The sequence below is a fragment of the Prevotella sp. S7 MS 2 genome (assembly GCF_000762865.1).
GTDB lineage: Bacteria > Bacteroidota > Bacteroidia > Bacteroidales > Bacteroidaceae > Prevotella.
The window spans coordinates 82552-102207 of record NZ_JRPT01000004.1 but is presented as its reverse complement, the minus strand read 5'-3'; the positions used below and the strand labels follow the sequence as shown (position 1 = coordinate 102207).

12 protein-coding genes and 1 pseudogene are annotated in these 19656 nt (G+C 50.1%); 11 read left to right on the top strand and 2 right to left on the bottom strand.

Going from position 1 to position 19656, the window contains the following annotated elements:
• Both HMPREF0671_RS02020 and HMPREF0671_RS02015 read right to left on the bottom strand, forming a co-directional pair.
• Window positions 1-92 (bottom strand): annotated as a pseudogene (locus HMPREF0671_RS02020) (DNA-binding protein); the annotation flags it as partial.
• A 31-nt stretch (window positions 93-123) separates the two neighbouring features.
• Window positions 124-423, bottom strand: a complete 300-nt coding sequence (locus tag HMPREF0671_RS02015; protein ID WP_019131010.1) for a helix-turn-helix domain-containing protein — start codon at window positions 421-423, stop codon at window positions 124-126.
• 280 nt (window positions 424-703) lie between these two features.
• Between HMPREF0671_RS02015 and HMPREF0671_RS02010 the strand changes: the two genes are divergently transcribed.
• From HMPREF0671_RS02010 to HMPREF0671_RS01960, 11 genes are all read left to right on the top strand, one after another.
• Window positions 704-1060 carry a helix-turn-helix domain-containing protein gene (locus HMPREF0671_RS02010; RefSeq protein WP_002561004.1) on the top strand — a complete coding sequence of 119 codons (357 nt, stop codon included), beginning with the start codon at window positions 704-706 and terminating at the stop codon, window positions 1058-1060.
• Between the two features lie 3 nt (window positions 1061-1063).
• Window positions 1064-1414, top strand: a complete 351-nt coding sequence (locus HMPREF0671_RS02005) for a helix-turn-helix domain-containing protein (RefSeq protein WP_004291454.1) — start codon at window positions 1064-1066, stop codon at window positions 1412-1414.
• 20 nt (window positions 1415-1434) lie between these two features.
• Entirely contained in the window at window positions 1435-3003 is a 1569-nt protein-coding gene (locus tag HMPREF0671_RS02000) for a DUF3945 domain-containing protein (RefSeq protein ID WP_002561002.1), read from the top strand.
• A 61-nt stretch (window positions 3004-3064) separates the two neighbouring features.
• Window positions 3065-5152, top strand: coding sequence for a type IA DNA topoisomerase (gene topB, locus HMPREF0671_RS01995; protein WP_002561001.1), 2088 nt, complete (start codon window positions 3065-3067; stop codon window positions 5150-5152).
• A gap of 239 nt (window positions 5153-5391) precedes the next feature.
• Window positions 5392-5844 carry a DUF1896 domain-containing protein gene (locus tag HMPREF0671_RS01990; RefSeq protein WP_002561000.1) on the top strand — a complete coding sequence of 151 codons (453 nt, stop codon included), beginning with the start codon at window positions 5392-5394 and terminating at the stop codon, window positions 5842-5844.
• Window positions 5834-11674 carry an N-6 DNA methylase gene (locus HMPREF0671_RS01985; protein ID WP_002560999.1) on the top strand — a complete coding sequence of 1947 codons (5841 nt, stop codon included), beginning with the start codon at window positions 5834-5836 and terminating at the stop codon, window positions 11672-11674. Before HMPREF0671_RS01990 ends, HMPREF0671_RS01985 begins: the two co-directional genes overlap by 11 nt.
• Before the next feature lie 659 nt (window positions 11675-12333).
• On the top strand, window positions 12334-14259 hold the full coding sequence (gene tet(Q) / locus HMPREF0671_RS01980) for a tetracycline resistance ribosomal protection protein Tet(Q) (RefSeq protein WP_002560998.1): 1926 nt from the start codon (window positions 12334-12336) through the stop codon (window positions 14257-14259).
• Window positions 14259-16577, top strand: a complete 2319-nt coding sequence (locus tag HMPREF0671_RS01975; RefSeq protein WP_002560997.1) for an ATP-binding protein — start codon at window positions 14259-14261, stop codon at window positions 16575-16577. The genes tet(Q) and HMPREF0671_RS01975 overlap by 1 nt, the downstream gene beginning before the upstream one ends.
• Window positions 16570-17892 carry a sigma-54 dependent transcriptional regulator gene (locus HMPREF0671_RS01970; RefSeq protein WP_002560996.1) on the top strand — a complete coding sequence of 441 codons (1323 nt, stop codon included), beginning with the start codon at window positions 16570-16572 and terminating at the stop codon, window positions 17890-17892. Before HMPREF0671_RS01975 ends, HMPREF0671_RS01970 begins: the two co-directional genes overlap by 8 nt.
• Window positions 17893-18171: 279 nt before the next feature.
• Window positions 18172-18594, top strand: coding sequence for a dihydrofolate reductase family protein (locus HMPREF0671_RS01965; protein WP_002560995.1), 423 nt, complete (start codon window positions 18172-18174; stop codon window positions 18592-18594).
• 238 nt (window positions 18595-18832) lie between these two features.
• On the top strand, window positions 18833-19435 hold the full coding sequence (locus HMPREF0671_RS01960) for an RteC domain-containing protein (RefSeq protein WP_036896391.1): 603 nt from the start codon (window positions 18833-18835) through the stop codon (window positions 19433-19435).
• The last annotated feature ends 221 nt before the right edge of the window (window positions 19436-19656 follow it).

Below are 19656 nucleotides of genomic sequence, written 5' to 3'. Positions count from 1 at the left end.
AACAGCCATTTCGAGCCTTTGCGCATATCCTGCATCACAGAGGCTATCGGCTCGTCTTCCATCGTAAAAACATCGTTGGTCTCGTTCATCATAACTTCGGATTCAGTGGGTGAATAAATCAAATCATCTGCCGTGCGAATAGAGCGTGCCGATAAGCGGTATCAACCTCTTAACCTCCTCCGGCTTGTAATAGAACCTGCGGTTTATCTGCGAGTAGCCGATAAGCCGCCTGTCGCGCAGCGTCTGCAACGTGCGCGGGCTTATTCTCAACTGCCCGCAGACCTCCTCGCCCGTGAGCCATCTTTCCATGCGCCCCGTGTCGCTTTTGCGCCTTAGGGCGGCGACCTTCTCCGAGAGTGCGCCGAATGCCGCCACCATCATCTCGAAAGTCTTTTTCTCGATAGATACTATTTCCATATTCATGCAATTATCGGTTTGCCCGCAAAGGTAACGATGCAGCCCTTAACACGTACCGTTTTCCGCTGAAAGGCTGCCTGTTGCACCGTTTGACCGGGTTACGGAGCCATCTTCCGTAAAAATCTTACGTGAGTCACGTAGTGAGTTGTTAAAGCCCCTTTTGTTTATTGCCGAATTTTGTCGCAGAAACATAGAGCAAGCCGAGTGTAGAGCGTCAAACTTGCTTGAACGGTATGCCGAGGCGCAGCCTATGTTCATGAAAATAAACAAAAATAAAGGACTGAATATGAAAGTGATAACGATGGAAAGTTCTGCCTTCCGGTCATTGACGGAACAGATAGCGGAGATTGCGGCACACGTCCGTGCCGCCTCCGGCGACAAGAAAGCGGCATCGCCCGACAGGTTGCTCACCACACGCGAGGCGGCGCACCTGCTTAACGTGAGTACCCGCACCCTCCAGCGTATGCGCAGCGAGCAACGCATCGGTTATGTCGTGCTTCGCGGTAAATGCCGCTACCGGCAGTCGGAAATAGACCGCCTGCTTGAAGCGTGTGCCGTCAACGAGGACGCGGCGACACCGCAGGAATTGAAACGCAACCACACGCTGCGCACTGGCGGCAAACCAAAAGGAAGGAGGACATAGGTCATGGAACTGCTCACACGAAACAACTTCGAGGGCTGGATGCAGAAGCTGATGGAACGGCTCGACCGTCAGGACGAACTGCTGCTGGCGATGAAGGCTGAGGGGAAACAGCCTACTATCACGGAAAGCATCCGCCTTTTCGACAATCAGGATTTGTGCATGCTGCTCCAGATAAGCAAGCGCACACTGCAACGCTACCGCAGTGTCGGCGCATTGCCCTACAAGACACTGGGCAAGAAAACCTATTACAGCGAGGAGGATGTGCTGACATTCCTTTCCAACCATATCAAGGACTTCAAAAAAGAAGATATAGCCTTCTACAAGGCTCGTATCCATAATTTCTTTCATAAATAACCCATTAAAACATTTTTCAAATGGCAAAGAAAAAAGACGAAAAGGACGTGCTGGTAGTCCGTGACGAGAAGACGGGCGAGATCAGCGTGGTAGCCGGGCTGAATGCAGACGACACACCCAAGCGTACCCCTGCGAAAGCTGAGAACGCGCAGAGTTTCCTGCAATTCGACCGACACGGCGACGTGCTGGACAACTTCTTCAAGAACTTCTTCCGGCAGTGCAAGGAACCCAGCCGCTTCGGTTTCTACCGCATCGCGGCAGACCAAGTGGATTCCATGCTTGGCGTGATGAAAGACCTGCTTCAGCATCCGTACCAGAACAAACAAATCCTTGCACCGCACAAAATCGACACCTTCCCTTATCAACAGCAGGTGCAGGAAGAGATGGCGGCACAAAAGACAGAGAAACAAGAACCTCAAAAACAGGAAAACATGGAACAACAGAAAGAACAGCAGGAAAGCCCGCAACAGACGCAGGGCAGACAGGGCTACCAACCCATCAACGAGAGCAAAATCAACTGGCAGGAGCTGGAGGACAGATGGGGCGTGAAGCGTGACGACCTTGAAAAGTCCGGAGACCTTACGAAGATGCTCCACTACGGCAAGTCCGACTTGGTAAAGGTCAAGCCCACCTTCGGCGGCGAATCATTCGAGCTGGACGCCCGCCTCTCCTTCAAGAAGGACGGCGAGGGAAATGTCAGCCTCGTGCCGCACTTCATCCGCAAGGAGCAGAAGTTAGATGAGTACAAGGAACACAAATTCTCCGACGATGACCGGAAGAACCTGCGCGAAACGGGCAACCTCGGCAGGGTCGTGGACATTGTGGACAGGGAAACGGGCGAAATCATCCCCTCCTACATCAGCATCGACCGCAAGACGAATGAAATCACGGACATTCCGGCAAACAAGGTGCGCATCCCGGAGCGCATCGGCAAGACGGAAATCACCAAACAGGAGCAGGACATGCTCCGCGCCGGACTGCCCGTGCGCGACAAGCTCATCGAGCGCAACGACGGCAGGAAGTTCGTCACCACCCTTCAAGTGAACGTGGAGCAGCGCGGCGTGGAGTTCGTGCCGGGAACCGGAAGGTCGCCCCGTACCGCACAGACGCAGGAAGCCAAAGGTGACACCTCGAAAAGTCAGGCGCAAGGCGGGGAAAATGCCGCACAGACCAAGAAGGAGCAACGCCGCAACACGTGGATGAACGAGGACGGCAGCATCCGCCCCATCAGCAAATGGAGCGGCGTGAACTTCACCGACAAGCAGAAAGCCGACTACGTGGCGGGTAAAGCCGTGAAACTGGAGAACGTGACCGACAAGCAGGGCTTCCATGCCACGATGTATATCAAGTTCAACCCGGAGAAGGGCCGCCCGTACCGCTACGAAACGAACCCCGACAACGCCCAGCAGGTCGCCCCGTCCAACGAGAGCCGCACACAGGTGGCGGTGAACAACGAGGGCAAAACCAACGAGGCGACAAAGAACCTGAAAGAGCCTTTGCAGAAAGGTCAGACCGCCCCAAAGGACGACCGCCAGCAACAGCAGCAGGAGAAGCCGAAAAAGAAGAACAACAAAGGCATGAAAATGTAATCCCGTGTCCGCCACTGAATCCAAAATAAAATCCAAAGTATCAACAAAAAAGCAAGAAAACATGAAGACAATCATTGCAGAAAAGCCCTCCGTGGCACGTGAAATCGCCCGCATCGTGGGCGCGACAAAGAGAGAGGAAGGATATTTCGAAGGAGGCGGCTATGCCGTGACATGGGCATTCGGACACCTCGTTCAGCTTGCCATGCCCGACGGCTACGGCGTGCGCGGATTTGTCCGTGACAACCTCCCGATTATTCCCGACACATTCACGCTCGTCCCCCGTCAGGTCAGGACGGAGAAAGGTTACAAGCCCGACAGCGGCGTGGTGTCGCAGATAAAAGTCATCAAAAGACTGTTCGACACAAGCGAACAAATCATCGTGGCGACCGATGCCGGACGCGAGGGAGAGCTTATCTTCCGCTACCTCTACCACTATACGGGTTGCACCACTCCTTTCGTGCGTCTGTGGATCAGCTCGCTCACCGACAAGGCTATCCGTGAGGGACTGCGCAACCTCGAAGACGGCAGCAGGTACGACAACCTATACCTCGCCGCCAAAGCGCGGAGCGAATCCGACTGGCTCGTGGGCATCAACGGCACTCAGGCGTTATCCATAGCCGCCGGACATGGCACGTATTCGGTGGGGCGTGTGCAGACACCCACGCTGGCGATGGTGTGTGAACGCTATTGGGAGAACCGCCGTTTTACGTCCGAAGCATTCTGGCAGCTCCATATCGCAACAGACGGTTGCGACGGCGAGGTCGTGAAACTCTCATCCTCCGAGAAATGGAAGTCGAAAGAACCGGCAACGGAGCTATATAATAAGGTAAAGGCGGCAGGCAGCGCAACGGTAACGAAAGCAGAGCGTAAGGAGAAGACGGAGGAAACTCCCTTGCTGTACGACCTGACCACGCTCCAAAAAGAAGCCAACGCCAAGCACGGCTTCACGGCGGAACAGACGCTTGAAATCGCGCAGAAGCTCTACGAGAAGAAGTTGATAACCTATCCGAGAACGGGAAGCCGCTACATCCCCGAAGACGTGTTCGCTGAAATCCCCAAGCTACTCGCCTTTATCGGCACGCAGCCCGAATGGAAAGACAAGGTGCGGGCAAAAGCCATCCCGACACGCCGTAGCGTGGATGACGGCAAGGTAACAGACCACCATGCCCTGCTCGTCACGGGAGAGAAACCGCTCTTCCTCTCCAAAGAGGACAGCACCATTTATCAGATGATTGCCGGACGAATGATAGAGGCATTCTCCGAAAAATGCGTCAAGGACGTGACTGCTGTCACGGCAGAATGTGCCGGAGTGGAGTTCACCGTGAAAGGCAGTGTCGTGAAGCAAGCCGGATGGCGTGCCGTCTATGGCGAGGAAAAGGAGGAAACTACCATCCCCGGCTGGCAGGATGGCGACACGCTCACGCTGAAAGCCACCTCCATCACCGAAGGAAAGACCAAACCCAAGCCGCTGCATACCGAAGCCACCCTGCTCTCGGCAATGGAAACAGCGGGCAAGGAAATTGAGGACGACGCGCTGCGGCAGGCGATGAAGGACTGCGGCATCGGCACTCCCGCCACACGAGCGTCCATCATCGAAACGCTTTTCAAGCGCGGTTACATGGAACGCTGCAAGAAGTCGCTTGTTCCCACCGAAAAGGGACTCGCCCTCAATTCCGTGGTGAAGACGATGCGCATCGCCGATGTAGCCATGACGGGCGAATGGGAAAAGGAACTGGCACGTATCGAGCGCGGGGAACTGCCCGCCGACACTTTCCGCAAGGAGATAGAGGCGTACACACGGGAAATCACCTCCGAACTGCTCTCGTGCGACAAGCTCTTCGGCAGCCGTGATTCCGGCTGCGCGTGTCCCAAGTGCGGCACGGGCAGGATGCGGTTCTACGGCAAGGTGGTACGTTGCGACAACACGGAGTGCGGACTGCCCGTGTTCCGGCAGAAAGCGGGACGCACCCTGTCCGACGACGAAATCAAAGACCTGCTCACCGACGGGCACACCAAGCCGCTCAAAGGCTTCAAGAGCAAGCAGGGCAAGAACTTCGATGCCATAGTCGCCTTTGACGGGGAATATAACACGACGTTCGTGTTCCCGGAAAAGAAATGCAAGTCTTCCTATCCGAAAAAAAGGAAATAATCACTAACTTTTGATAAGTTAGGCTGCATCTCAACAATAGAAACAAACAAGTTTTTTTCGTATTGTCTTCGATTTGCACTAACTTTGCCACTTGTTCAGAGTAATGAATTGTTCTTCGATACCGGATTACACTCATACTTTGGATTTAGTGGTGGCACTCGGAGGGATACCGAGTGCCTTTTTCTTCCTTTTTCCAATCAATTATCCCGTTAAATATCAATCCACTAAACTCCAAAGTAATGAACAACAAGAAGAAAAACGAGGGTCAGACCGACTTTTCCTATTACGGTCTGTACCTGCTGGACTACCTCCGCACGAACAAGTTTGAACAGGCGACTGACACCGCTTTCATACGGGAACGGGCCGACCGTGCCGCCGAAACGTATGAAAAGGCGCGGCTCGAAGGCTATCCCGCCGATGGCGCGCAAGAGCAGGCGATGGACACGCTGCTGCGCGGGCTGCGCTATTCCCGGTACGCCATTCTCCGTGAAGTCGTGGAGAGCGAGTTTTTCGACGAAGTGCCGGAAGAGAAACAAGAAGCCTTTATTCTGAAACTCATGCCGCTTGTCGGCAACGTGTTCTCCGTCTATGACCTTTCGGACGACAACTTCGCCCTGTCTTCCGATTACGACCTGCTCTACACGGAGCTGACGGGGGCAACCGTCCTTTACATCGGGGAATATGGCGTTTAACCGCAAACAGAAACTGCGGGACAACATCGAGGCGATACGGACGGCATTCATCCTTGACAGGGAAAACAGGACAGCGACAACCGAAGAGCGTGCCATACTTCAAAGGTACTGCGGTTTCGGCGGTCTGAAATGTATCCTCAACCCTGCAAAGGAACTGACGGATGCCGTCCGGTGGGCGAAATCCGACCTCGAACTGTTCGCCCCGACAGTGGAGTTGCACAGGCTTATCCGTGAGAACAGCAAGGACGAAACAGAGTACAAGCGGTTTGTGGATTCGCTGAAAGCGTCCGTGCTGACCGCTTTCTACACCCCCAAAGAGATAACCGACACCATCGCGGACGTGCTGGCAGATTACAGCGTCCGCCCCGCCCGTATGCTCGAACCGTCGGCGGGGGTTGGCGTGTTCGTGGATTCCATGCTGCGGCACAACCCCAATGCGGATGTGATGGCTTTCGAGAAGGATCTGCTCACGGGTACAATCCTGAGGCATCTCTATCCCGGCAAGAAAACGCGCACCTGCGGTTTTGAGAAAATCGAAAGACCGTTCAACAATTATTTCGACTTGGCGGTGTCCAACATTCCGTTCGGAGACATAGCCGTGTTCGACCCTGAGTTTCAGCGGAGCGACTCATTCGGCAGACGCTCCGCCCAGAAAGCCATCCACAACTATTTCTTTCTCAAAGGACTGGATGCCGTGCGTGACGGCGGTATCGTGGCGTTCATCACCTCGCAAGGGGTATTGAACAGCACCAAGACCTCCGTGCGTAACGAGCTGTTCAGTAAGGCTGATCTGGTATCCGCGATACGCCTGCCCAACAACCTGTTCACGGACAACGCGGGGACAGAAGTGGGCAGTGACCTGATTGTCCTGCAAAAGAACCTCAGCAAGAAGGAAATGTCGCAGGACGAGCGGCTGATGACCGTAATACAGACGGACACGAAAACCGATCTGACCGACAACGCCTATTTCATCCACCACCCGGAACGCATCGTGCATACGACGGCGAAACTTGACACCGACCCATACGGGAAGCCCGCTATGGTCTATCTGCACGAGGGCAAGGCAGCAGGCATCGCCGGGGATTTGCACCGTATGCTCGACGAGGATTTCCATTACAGGCTCGCCATGCGTCTGTATTCGGGTTCAATCCGGCAGTCGGGAACGGAAGAAAAAGTTACCGTTCAAAAGGAGGTGGAGCGTACTGCCATAAAGATGGAAACAACATCTTCGATGCAGGCGGTGGAAACTCCGACGGAGAAACCGCAACCCACAGAGGAAAAGCCGGAGATAGAGCCACGTCCGAAATATTCTGACGGTGTGCAGCTATCCTTGCTCGATCTCTGGGGGATGACGGAAGAAGTCAGCCAACAACCGAAAACCGCCAAAAAGAAAAAGGAGGCGAAAAAGGAAAGCTCGGCAAGGCGCGTTCTACCCAAGCCACAGGTGCATGTCACACAAAATGTTACGGCTGTGCCGACGGCTACCACCCCTAAGACTGTAACAGAGAACAAGGAGGCTAAAACGGAGAACACCGCCAAGCCTGCCGACCCGGACGACATCTATGCCACGTTGGACTGGGATACCAATCCTCCCATCAACGGCTTCTACGAGATGATGATGGATTTGACGCCGGAACGCAGGAAGGAACTTCGGGAACTGGCAAGGCAGCATAACGAGAAACAAGCGGCGGCGGAAAAGATGGAAGTGAAAGCCGTGCCGGACACTCCCCGTGAGCAACCACGGCAGGAGGAAACACAGCCGGAAGCAGTCACCGCACCTGCCGTTACAGATACCCCACCGGAAGCGGTGGCGACCTCCCTTTTCCCCGACATCGAAGCGGAGAAGCCGAAGGAAGAAGTCGTGGACCTTTCGCCGCGTGCCTACCACCGCACGCCGGAGATGCACCTGCGCGAAGGGTCGCTGGTGGCTGACAGGGGGCGTCATAACATCGGCTACCTGAAGGACATCACGCCATACGGGGCGACATTCCAGCCGCTCGACCTGAAAGGCTACCAGAAGGAGAAGGCGTTACAGTATGTTTTACTCCGTGACGCCTACGAGCGGCTGTACCGCTATGAATCGAACCTGCATGAAGCAAATGTCCCGTGGCGAGAGCATCTAAACACCTGTTACGATGAGTTTGTCATGCGCTACGGCAACCTCAACGCCAAGCAGAACGTGAAGTTAGTGATGATGGACGCGGGCGGGCGTGACATCCTTTCGCTGGAACGGGCGGAGAACGGGAAGTTTGTCAAGGCGGACATCTTCGAGCGTCCCGTTTCCTTCTCCGTGGAGAGCCATGCCAACGTCGGCTCACCCGAAGAAGCACTGTCCGCGTCGCTCAACAAGTTCGGCACTGTCGATCTCGACTATATGCGGGAGATAACCGACAGTACGGCGGAGGATTTGCTCACAGCCCTGCAAGGGCGCATCTATTACAATCCGCTCGTAACCGGTTACGAGATTAAGGACCGCTTTATTGCCGGAAACGTGATAGAGAAAGCGGAACGCATAGAGGCTTGGATGGGCGAAAACCCCGAAAGTGAACGTATGCCGGAGGTGAAGCAGGCGTTGGAGGCTCTGAAAGATGCCGAACCGCCGCGCATCGCTTTTGAAGACCTTGATTTCAATTTCGGGGAACGCTGGATTCCGACGGGTGTCTATGCCGCCTACATGAGCCGGCTGTTCGACACGGAGGTGAAAATCGCCTACTCTGCAAGCATGGACGAGTTTTCGGTGGCGTGCGGCTACCGCACCATGAAAATCACGGACGAGTTTCTGGTGAAGGGGTATTACCGTAACTATGACGGCATGCACCTTCTGAAACACGCCCTGCACAACACCTGTCCCGACATGATGAAGTCCATCGGCAGGGACGAGCATGGCAACGACATCAAGGTGCGCGACAGCGAGGGAATACAGCTCGCCAACGCCAAGATTGACGAGATACGAAACGGCTTCTCCGAATGGCTCGAAGAGCAGTCGCCACAGTTCAAGGAGCGGCTGACGACGATGTATAACCGCAAGTTCAACTGTTTCGTGCGCCCGAAGTATGACGGCTCGCATCAGACTTTTCCCGACCTCAATCTGAAAGGGCTGGCAAGCCGGGGCATCAGGAGCGTCTATCCCTCGCAGATGGATTGCGTCTGGATGCTGAAACAGAACGGCGGCGGAATTTGTGACCACGAGGTTGGAACCGGCAAGACGCTGATAATGTGCATCGCCGCGCATGAAATGAAGCGTCTGAACTTGGCGCACAAGCCGATGATTATCGGGCTGAAAGCCAATGTTGCGGAGATTGCCGCCACCTATCAAGCGGCATATCCCAACGCGAGGATTCTGTACGCTTCGGAGAAAGACTTTTCGACCGCCAACCGCGTGCGTTTCTTCAACAACATCAAGAACAACGACTACGATTGTGTCATTATGTCGCACGACCAGTTCGGCAAGATACCGCAGTCGCCGGAGTTGCAGCAGCGCATCCTGCAAGCGGAGCTTGACACGGTGGAGGAAAACCTCGAAGTGCTGCGCCAGCAGGGAAAGAACGTATCGCGGGCGATGCTGAAAGGTCTGGAGAAGCGCAAGCATAACCTTGAAGCGAAATTGGAGAAGGTGGAACACGCCATAAAGTCACGCACGGACGACGTGGTGGACTTCAAGCAGATGGGCATCGACCACATTTTCATTGATGAATCGCACCAGTTCAAGAATCTGACTTTCAACACGCGCCACGACCGTGTGGCGGGATTGGGGAACAGCGAGGGAAGCCAGAAGGCACTGAACATGCTCTTTGCTATCCGCACCATACAGGAGCGCACGGGCAAGGACTTGGGGGCGACCTTCCTCTCCGGCACGACTATCAGCAACTCGCTGACTGAGCTGTACCTGCTGTTCAAGTACCTGCGCCCGAAGGAGCTGGAACGGCAGGACATTCGATGTTTTGATGCGTGGTCGGCGATATTTGCCAAGAAGACAACGGATTTTGAGTTCAACGTGACGAACAACGTGGTGCAGAAGGAGCGTTTCCGCTACTTCATCAAAGTGCCGGAGCTTGCCGCCTTCTATAATGAAATCACGGACTACCGCACGGCGGAGGATGTGGGCGTGGACCGTCCCAACAAAAACGAGATACTGCACCACATACCGCCCACGCCGGAGCAGGAGGACTTCATACAGAAGCTGATGCAATTCGCCAAGACGGGCGACGCCACCCTGTTGGGCAGACTGCCGCTTTCGGAAACGGAGGAAAAGGCGAAGATGCTTATCGCCACGGACTATGCCCGGAAGATGGCACTCGACATGCGCATGATAGACCCGCATTACGAAGACCACCCCGACAACAAGGCGAGCCACTGTGCCAAAATAATCGCGGAGTATTATCAAAAATACGACGCGCAGAAAGGCACGCAGTTCGTTTTCTCTGACTTGGGGACTTACCAGCCGGGCGATGGGTGGAACGTCTATTCGGAAATCAAGCGCAAACTGACGGAGGACTACGGCATACCGCCAAGCGAGGTGCGCTTCATTCAGGAGTGCAAGACCGACAAGGCTCGGAAGGCGGTGATAGATGCCATGAACGCCGGGACGGTGCGTGTGCTGTTCGGCTCCACCTCCATGCTCGGAACGGGTGTGAACGCACAGAAACGGTGTGTGGCAATTCATCATCTTGATACGCCGTGGCGACCGTCCGACCTGCAACAGCGTGACGGACGGGGAGTTAGAGCAGGCAACGAGATAGCCAAGCATTTCGCCGGGAACAACGTGGACGTAATAATCTACGCGGTGGAAAAATCACTGGACAGTTACAAGTTCAACCTCCTGCACTGCAAGCAGACTTTCATCAGCCAGCTTAAAAGCGGTGCTATGGAAGCGCGTACCATCGACGAGGGGGCAATGGACGAGAAATCGGGCATGAACTTCTCGGAATATATGGCGTTGCTATCCGGCAACACCGACCTGCTGGACAAGGCGAAACTGGAAAAACGTATCGCCTCGCTCGAAGGGGAACGCAAGTCGTTCAACAAGGGCAAGCGTGATTCGGAGTTCAAGCTGGAATCGAAGACCCGCGAGCTGGGCAACAACACAGCTTTCATAGATGCCATGACGGAGGACTGGAACCGCTTCCTCTCTGTGGTGCAGACCGACAAGGAGGGCAATCACCTTAATATAATAAAGGTGGACGGAGTGGATTCCGCCGATGAGAAAGTCATCGGAAAGCGTTTGCAGGAGATAGCCAAGAATGCCACGACCGGAGGGTTGTACACGCAGGTTGGAGAGTTTTACGGTTTCCCGATAAAGGTGGTCAGCGAAAGGATACTCAAAGAGGGATTGGAGTTTACCGACAACCGCTTCGTGGTCGAGGGGAACTACAAGTACACCTACAACAACGGGCATCTGGCGCTGGCTGACCCGTTGGCCGCCGCCCGCAACTTCCTCAACGCGATTGAGAGAATCCCCTCCATCATCGACCAGTATAAAGCGAAGAATGAGGTCTTGGAACGTGAGATACCGCAGTTGCAGGAGATAGCAGGCAAGGTGTGGAAGAAGGAGGAAGAACTGAAACAGTTGAAGTCCGAACTTGCCGCCCTTGACCGCAAGATACAGCTGGAACTTGCGCCGCCTACACCCGAAATCACCGAAAAGGAGCATGAAGGGCAACAGGTCAAACCGGAAGCGAAAGGTGTGCGAAACGGTATCAGGCAATATCCCGAAGATACATCACCGCAAATACGCAATCCATCGGAAAGTATTATCGCCAATCACACCATAACTGGGCATCCGGGGCTGTATGCCAAGGAGGAAACCCGGTCCAAAGGATTGAAAATATAACCTTAGGAATTTTATCTGAAGTATTAATAAGGGCTATCCCAAAAGGTCTAAAAGTAAATTTTATCCTTTCTGCAAGTATCTGTAGGATGGCAACTGCATTTTTTTTCTTTTTGGGCAGCCCTTATTAAAATTTATTCTTATTTTAGGTTATATACATTCATGTCCATTTATGTAAAAAATCCTGCTGACCTTGTTTATGTCTTGTCAGTCACCATTTGCAAAACCATATTTGACCCTCAAAGAGGCTGAATTTGATAAGCAACTTGCTACATACTCATAATAAGGAGCTAAATAGAACACGAATGGGAAATACTCAAATGCCAAACTAAAGAAGATATTGGCCAAAATAAACGTTATACCGAGAGAGAAACTTGATTTTTTTCAACTTCCTAAAACGTTGTTGTTCAAACATTTCTACTTATTTGTACTTACCAGTTGAACCTACGCTTCCCTAATAAAATGTCTATGGTAAAAAGTTAAAAAATCCTCCCACTTTTGTTAGATATATTTTTTTGTGTAATTTTGTAATCGTTATGCGGCAGTAATAATATACATATTAATACGAGTTAGTAATCCTGTAGTTCTCACATGCTACGAGGAGGTATTAAAAGGTGCGTTTCGACAATGCATCTATTGTAGTATATTATTGCTTAATCCAAATGAATATTATAAATTTAGGAATTCTTGCTCACATTGATGCAGGAAAAACTTCCGTAACCGAGAATCTGCTGTTTGCCAGTGGAGCAACGGAAAAGTGCGGCCGTGTGGATAATGGTGACACCATAACAGACTCTATGGATATAGAGAAACGTAGAGGAATTACTGTTCGGGCTTCTACGACATCTATTATCTGGAATGGAGTGAAATGCAATATCATTGACACTCCGGGACACATGGATTTTATTGCGGAAGTGGAGCGGACATTCAAAATGCTTGATGGAGCAGTCCTCATCTTATCCGCAAAGGAAGGCATACAAGCGCAAACAAAGTTGCTGTTCAATACTTTACAAAAACTGCAAATCCCGACAATTATATTTATCAATAAAATTGACCGTGACGGTGTGAATTTAGAGCGTTTGTATCTGGATATAAAAACAAATCTGTCTCAAGATGTCCTGTTTATGCAAACTGTTGTCGATGGATTGGTTTATCCGATTTGCTCCCAAACATATATAAAGGAAGAATACAAAGAATTTGTATGCAACCATGACGACAATATATTAGAACGATATTTGGCGGATAGCGAAATTTCACCGGCTGATTATTGGAATACGATAATCGATCTTGTGGCAAAAGCCAAAGTCTATCCGGTACTACATGGATCAGCAATGTTCAATATCGGTATCAATGAGTTGTTGGACGCCATCTCTTCTTTTATACTTCCTCCAGAATCAGTCTCAAACAGACTTTCAGCTTATCTCTATAAGATAGAGCATGACCCCAAAGGACATAAAAGAAGTTTTCTAAAAATAATTGACGGAAGTCTGAGACTTCGAGACATTGTAAGAATCAACGATTCGGAAAAATTCATCAAGATTAAAAATCTAAAGACTATTTATCAGGGCAGAGAGATAAATGTTGATGAAGTGGGGGCCAATGATATCGCGATTGTAGAAGATATGGAAGATTTTCGAATCGGAGATTATTTAGGTACTAAACCTTGTTTGATTCAAGGGTTATCTCATCAGCATCCCGCTCTCAAATCCTCCGTCCGGCCAGACAGGTCCGAAGAGAGAAGCAAGGTGATATCCGCTCTGAATACATTGTGGATTGAAGACCCGTCTTTGTCCTTTTCCATAAACTCATATAGTGATGAATTGGAAATCTCGTTATATGGTTTGACACAAAAGGAAATCATACAGACATTGCTGGAAGAACGATTTTCCGTAAAGGTCCATTTTGATGAGATCAAGACTATCTACAAAGAACGACCTGTAAAAAAGGTCAATAAGATTATTCAGATCGAAGTGCCACCCAACCCTTACTGGGCCACAATAGGGCTGACGCTTGAACCCTTGCCGTTAGGGACAGGGTTGCAAATCGAAAGTGACATCTCCTATGGTTATCTGAACCATTCTTTTCAAAATGCCGTTTTTGAAGGGATTCGTATGTCTTGCCAATCTGGTTTACATGGATGGGAAGTGACTGATCTGAAAGTAACTTTTACTCAAGCCGAGTATTATAGCCCGGTAAGTACACCTGCTGATTTCAGACAGCTGACCCCTTATGTCTTCAGGCTGGCCTTGCAACAGTCAGGTGTGGACATTCTCGAACCGATGCTCTATTTTGAGTTGCAGATACCCCAAGCGGCAAGTTCCAAAGCTATTACAGATTTGCAAAAAATGATGTCTGAGATTGAAGACATCAGTTGCAATAATGAGTGGTGTCATATTAAAGGGAAAGTTCCATTAAATACAAGTAAAGACTACGCCTCAGAAGTAAGTTCATACACTAAGGGCTTAGGCGTTTTTATGGTCAAGCCATGCGGGTATCAAATAACAAAAGGCGATTATTCTGATAATATCCGCATGAACGAAAAAGATAAACTTTTATTCATGTTCCAAAAATCAATGTCATCAAAATAATGGAGCGGTCAGGAAATTTCTATAAGGCAATACAGTTGGGATATATACTTATCTCCATTCTTATCGGATGTATGGCATATAATAGCCTCTATGAATGGCAGGAGATAGAAGCATTAGAACTTGGCAATAAAAAAATAGACGAGCTCCGAAAAGAAATAAACAATATCAATATTCAAATGATAAAATTTTCTCTATTGGGTGAAACAATACTGGAATGGAACGATAAAGATATCGAGCATTACCATGCACGGCGTATGGCAATGGACAGTATGCTCTGCCGTTTCAAGGCCACCTATCCAGCAGAGCGCATCGATAGTGTGCGCAGTCTTTTAGAGGATAAGGAACGACAGATGTTCCAGATAGTCCGGTTAATGGATGAACAACAATCTATTAACAAGAAGATAGCCAATCAAATTCCGGTTATTGTGCAGAAAAGTGTGCAGGAACAGTCCAAAAAGCCAAAACGAAAAGGTTTCTTGGGCATCTTTGGCAAAAAAGAGGGAACGAAGCCAACGACAACAACGACTACGCTCCGTTCATCCAATAGAAACATGGTCAACGAACAGAAAGCGCAGAGCCGTCGATTGTCAGAACAAGCCGATAGTCTTGCTGCCCGTAATGCAGAACTTAACAGACAACTGCAAGGATTGATTTGCCAAATCGAAAAGAAGGTACAATCTGATTTACAAAATAGAGAAAGCGAGATAACAGCGATGCGTAAAAAATCATTTATGCAGATAGGCGGCTTGATGGGATTTGTTCTTTTGCTGTTGGTCATTTCCTATATCATCATACACCGTGATGCAAAGAACATTAAACGATACAAACGCAAGACAACGGATTTGATCGAGCAATTGGAACAGTCCGTGCAACAAAATGAGGTACTCATAACCTCCCGAAAGAAAGCGGTACATACTATTACCCATGAGTTGCGTACACCACTGACGGCAATAACTGGCTATACCGAACTTTTGCGGAAAGAATGCAATAGCGGTAATAATGGGCAATATATCCGAAATATACTGCAATCCTCCGACCGTATGCGGGATATGCTCAACACTTTGCTTGACTTCTTCCGCCTGGACAACGGCAAGGAACAGCCCCGTCTGTCACCCTGCCGGATTTCTGCAATCACGCACACACTTGAAACGGAGTTCATTCCTGTTGCAGTGAACAAAGGGTTGTCCTTGTCCGTGAAGACTGGACACGATGCCATTGTATTGACCGACAAAGAGCGAATAATACAAATCGGGAATAACCTGCTGTCAAACGCAGTCAAGTTCACAGAAGAAGGCGGTGTTTCTTTGATTACTGAATATGATAATGGAGTTCTGACACTGGTCGTTGAAGATACAGGTACAGGCATGACAGAAGAGGAACAGAAACAAGCGTTCGGTGCGTTTGAACGTCTATCAAATGCCGCCGCAAAGGAGGGTTTCGGGCTTGGGCTTGCCATAATGCGTAATATTGTGTCGATGCTTGGCGGAACAATCCGTTTGGACAGCAAGAAAGGGAAAGGCAGTCGTTTCACAGTTGAAATTTCTATGCAGGAAGCTGAAGAACAGCTTGGATATACAAGCAATACACCTGTTTATCATAACAATAAATTCCATGATGTTGTCGCCATTGACAATGATGAGGTATTACTTCTGATGCTGAAAGAGATGTACTCCCAAGAAGGAATACACTGCGACACTTGCACCGATGCTGCGGAACTGATGGAAATGATACGCCAGAAAGAATACAGCCTGTTGCTGACAGACTTGAATATGCCCGGTATAAACGGTTTCGAATTACTGGAACTGTTGCGTTCGTCCAACGTGGGCAATTCACCAACAATCCCGGTGGTTGTGGCAACCGCTTCGGGCAGTTGTAACAAAGGGGAACTATTGGCAAAAGGCTTTGCCGGATGCCTGTTCAAGCCGTTCTCCATATCGGAGTTGATGGAGGTTTCCGACAGGTGTGCCATAAAAGAAACACCGGACGGGAAACCGGATTTTTCAGCTTTGCTGTCTTACGGCAATGAAGCCGTTATGCTGGAAAAGTTGATGACGGAAACTGAAAAAGAGATGCAGACAATACGGGAAGCGGCAACAGAAAAAGACCTGCAAAAGCTGGATTCCCTGACACACCACCTGCGCAGCTCGTGGGAGGTGCTACGTGCCGACCAACCGCTAAATGTACTTTACAGATTGCTTCATGGCGATGTACTCCCGGATGGTGAAGCGTTAAGCCATGCCGTGACTGCCGTGCTGGATAAGGGAGCGGAAATAATCCGGTTGGCAGAAGAGGAAAGGAGAAAATACGAAGATGGATAAGACAACAATAATTGTGGTAGAAGACAATATCGTGTACTGCGAGTTTGTCTGCAACATGCTGGCGCGGGAGGGCTACCGCACCGTGAAGGCTTACCACCTCTCAACCGCGAAGAAACATCTACAACAGGCGACAGATAATGACATCGTGGTTGCCGACCTGCGCCTGCCTGACGGTAACGGCATTGACCTTTTGCGCTGGATGCGAAAGGAGGGAAAGATGCAGCCCTTCATCATTATGACCGACTACGCCGAAGTTAATACCGCCGTGGAAAGCATGAAACTCGGCTCGATAGACTATATTCCCAAACAGCTTGTGGAGGATAAACTTGTCCCCCTGATCCGTTCCATACTGAAAGAACGTCAGGCAGGACAACGCCGTATGCCTGTGTTCGCCCGTGACGGTTCCGCATTTCAGAAAATCATGCACCGTATAAGGCTGGTAGCCGCTACCGATATGAGCGTGATGATATTCGGAGAGAACGGCACGGGTAAGGAACATATTGCCCACCACCTGCACGACAAGAGCAAGCGGGCAGTCAAGCCATTCGTGGCGGTGGACTGCGGTTCACTCACCAAAGAGCTTGCGCCCTCGGCCTTCTTCGGACACGTCAAGGGAGCGTTTACAGGAGCAGATTGTGCCAAGAAAGGATATTTCCATGAGGCGGAAGGCGGCACGCTGTTTCTGGACGAGGTAGGAAACCTCGCGTTGGAAACCCAACAGATGTTGCTCCGCGCCATACAGGAGAGGCGGTATCGCCCGGTCGGAGACAAGGCAGACAGGAGTTTCAATGTCCGCATCATCGCCGCCACCAACGAGGATCTGGAAGCGGCAGTGAGTGAAAAGCGTTTTCGGCAGGATCTTCTGTACCGCCTGCACGACTTCGGGATAACCGTTCCTCCGTTGCGTGACTGTCAGGAAGACATCATGCCGCTGGCAGAGTTCTTCCGTGATATGGCAAACAGAGAGCTGGAGTGTAGCGTGAGCGGGTTCAGTTCCGAAGCACGTAAAGCGTTGCTGACACACGCATGGCCGGGCAACGTGCGGGAACTTCGGCAGAAAGTTATGGGTGCTGTATTGCAGGCGCAGGAAGGTGTTGTCATGAAAGAGCATCTGGAACTTGCCGTGACGAAACCGACCTCTACTGTCAACTTCGCCCTGCGCAATGACGCGGAGGATAAGGAGCGGATATTGCGTGCGTTGAAACAGGCAAACGGCAACCGGAGTGTCGCCGCCGAACTGCTCGGAATAGGCAGGACAACACTATACAGCAAACTTGAAGAGTATGGACTTAAATATAAATTCAAGCAATCATAGCCTGTAATTCACTGAATTTGGCTATCTTTGCATAACATTTGAGAAAAACGGCGATTGGCAGGAGCTTTTCGCCGCCAACATATAGGATAAGACCGCAAGGCGTTTCAAGCGAAAATCTGGTAAATTGGAACTACGGAGACGATTGCGTGATGCTTATGCTATGCTTACGCATAGCGTGCATTCACGTACTCTCCGTAAAGGCTTTACCAGAGCCATCGCTTGAAGGTAGTGTGAATTGCACGCTACTTTTTTGCCCTTGCCTAATGAAAGGTAACGATTATGGGTAAAGTTCAGATTCTCGCCGTACTGACGATGGACGGATGTCTTTCTTCAGAGTTATATTATAAAGCACATCAGGATTTGTGCCTTGACCGTTGCGGTCTTGATGAAATCAGGAAGAACGCCCTTTACCGCGTGACACCAGACTATTCCATTTCAATGCTGCACGAATGGAGAAAAGACGGCACAAACATCCGTTACCTCGCGGAAGCCACACCGGACACGGCAGACTATATAAACGGACTACTGCGTATGCACGCTGTGGATGAAATCATACTATACACCGTTCCTTTCATATCCGGAAGCGGACGACATTTTTTTAAGTCGGCTCTGCCAGAGCAACACTGGACGCTTTCCTCTTTGAAAAGTTTTCCCAACGGTGTATGCCGCATTATCTACATCCTTGATAAAAAAGCAAGATAGCCAAAATGTGCGGCAAGCATACATTTTTATTTTCAAGAATAGAATAAATGTTCTGATTACAAACAATTTAAGTCGGAGATAATTTGTCCCTGTGAAAAAATATTGAATTTTATACCACTGAAATACAACACTTTGTAAAATTGAGCGTTGGATTTTTTGTTTTCTGCCGCGTTTTTTGCCAATTATATTCATGTGCGCATACCGAAAACAGAGTGTAAAATTTCAAAATTGACAGGACATGAATTATTTTTTATTGGCGGAAACCGAGTTCTTCCGCCGGATAAACGAAGCCGGAGACTGCAATATGGAAAAAGCATACACGGCTTTCGCCACCCAAGTAATAGAACTGTGCAACGGCGGCATGGACATGAACCTTACCGTCATCGCGCTTGCCTACATCGAAATCGAGTTGCAGCACCATCCGGTGCGTAATCTGTCAGAAGAAAGAAGAGAGATTGCCGCCTACGTCAGCAAGGCTCTGTCTTTCGTAAGAAAGATGCAGAAATTCCTTGCCACGCCCCAAGTGCCACCACTAATATCCGCCAACAACGCAACAGAAACCACCGCCAGCCTTCTTTGGACGGGCAACGCCATCGACCTCGTGGAACTTATCTACGGCATAGACGAGATGGGCTGTATCAACAACGGCAATATGCCGCTAAAACAGCTCGCCCCGATTCTCTACAAGATATTCGGTATTGAGTCGAAGGATTGCTACCGCTTCTATACCGACATCAAACGTCGGAAAAACGAAAGCCGTACCTATTTCCTCGACAAGATGCAGGAGAAACTGAACGAGAGAATGCTGCGTGATGAGGAGTTGGAGCGGATGAGAAAATAAAAAAATATCCATTACATATGAGAAGACAGGAATACTCGTATCCTGTCTTTTTATTTTCATTTAATTACATGTTAATTAGCATAATATATGTGAGTTTTTATTCCTATAAGGACAAATTTTAGAAACGTATGTCTGATAAATTATTGAGTCATCATAGTATGAACATATATCATTACTAAAAACAATGAAACAACTTCCATAAGATTATGGTTGTAAAAATC

What these genes read in the sequence shown, in the direction of transcription:
- HMPREF0671_RS02015 (WP_019131010.1), bottom strand. Translation starts at nt 423, where the DNA reads ATGAATATGGAAATAGTATCTATCGAGAAAAAGACTTTCGAGATGATG.
- HMPREF0671_RS02010 (WP_002561004.1), top strand. Translation starts at nt 704, where the DNA reads ATGAAAGTGATAACGATGGAAAGTTCTGCCTTCCGGTCATTGACGGAA.
- HMPREF0671_RS02005 (WP_004291454.1), top strand. Translation starts at nt 1,064, where the DNA reads ATGGAACTGCTCACACGAAACAACTTCGAGGGCTGGATGCAGAAGCTG.
- HMPREF0671_RS02000 (WP_002561002.1), top strand. Translation starts at nt 1,435, where the DNA reads ATGGCAAAGAAAAAAGACGAAAAGGACGTGCTGGTAGTCCGTGACGAG.
- topB (WP_002561001.1), top strand. Translation starts at nt 3,065, where the DNA reads ATGAAGACAATCATTGCAGAAAAGCCCTCCGTGGCACGTGAAATCGCC.
- HMPREF0671_RS01990 (WP_002561000.1), top strand. Translation starts at nt 5,392, where the DNA reads ATGAACAACAAGAAGAAAAACGAGGGTCAGACCGACTTTTCCTATTAC.
- HMPREF0671_RS01985 (WP_002560999.1), top strand. Translation starts at nt 5,834, where the DNA reads ATGGCGTTTAACCGCAAACAGAAACTGCGGGACAACATCGAGGCGATA.
- HMPREF0671_RS01975 (WP_002560997.1), top strand. Translation starts at nt 14,259, where the DNA reads ATGGAGCGGTCAGGAAATTTCTATAAGGCAATACAGTTGGGATATATA.
- HMPREF0671_RS01970 (WP_002560996.1), top strand. Translation starts at nt 16,570, where the DNA reads ATGGATAAGACAACAATAATTGTGGTAGAAGACAATATCGTGTACTGC.
- HMPREF0671_RS01965 (WP_002560995.1), top strand. Translation starts at nt 18,172, where the DNA reads ATGGGTAAAGTTCAGATTCTCGCCGTACTGACGATGGACGGATGTCTT.
- HMPREF0671_RS01960 (WP_036896391.1), top strand. Translation starts at nt 18,833, where the DNA reads ATGAATTATTTTTTATTGGCGGAAACCGAGTTCTTCCGCCGGATAAAC.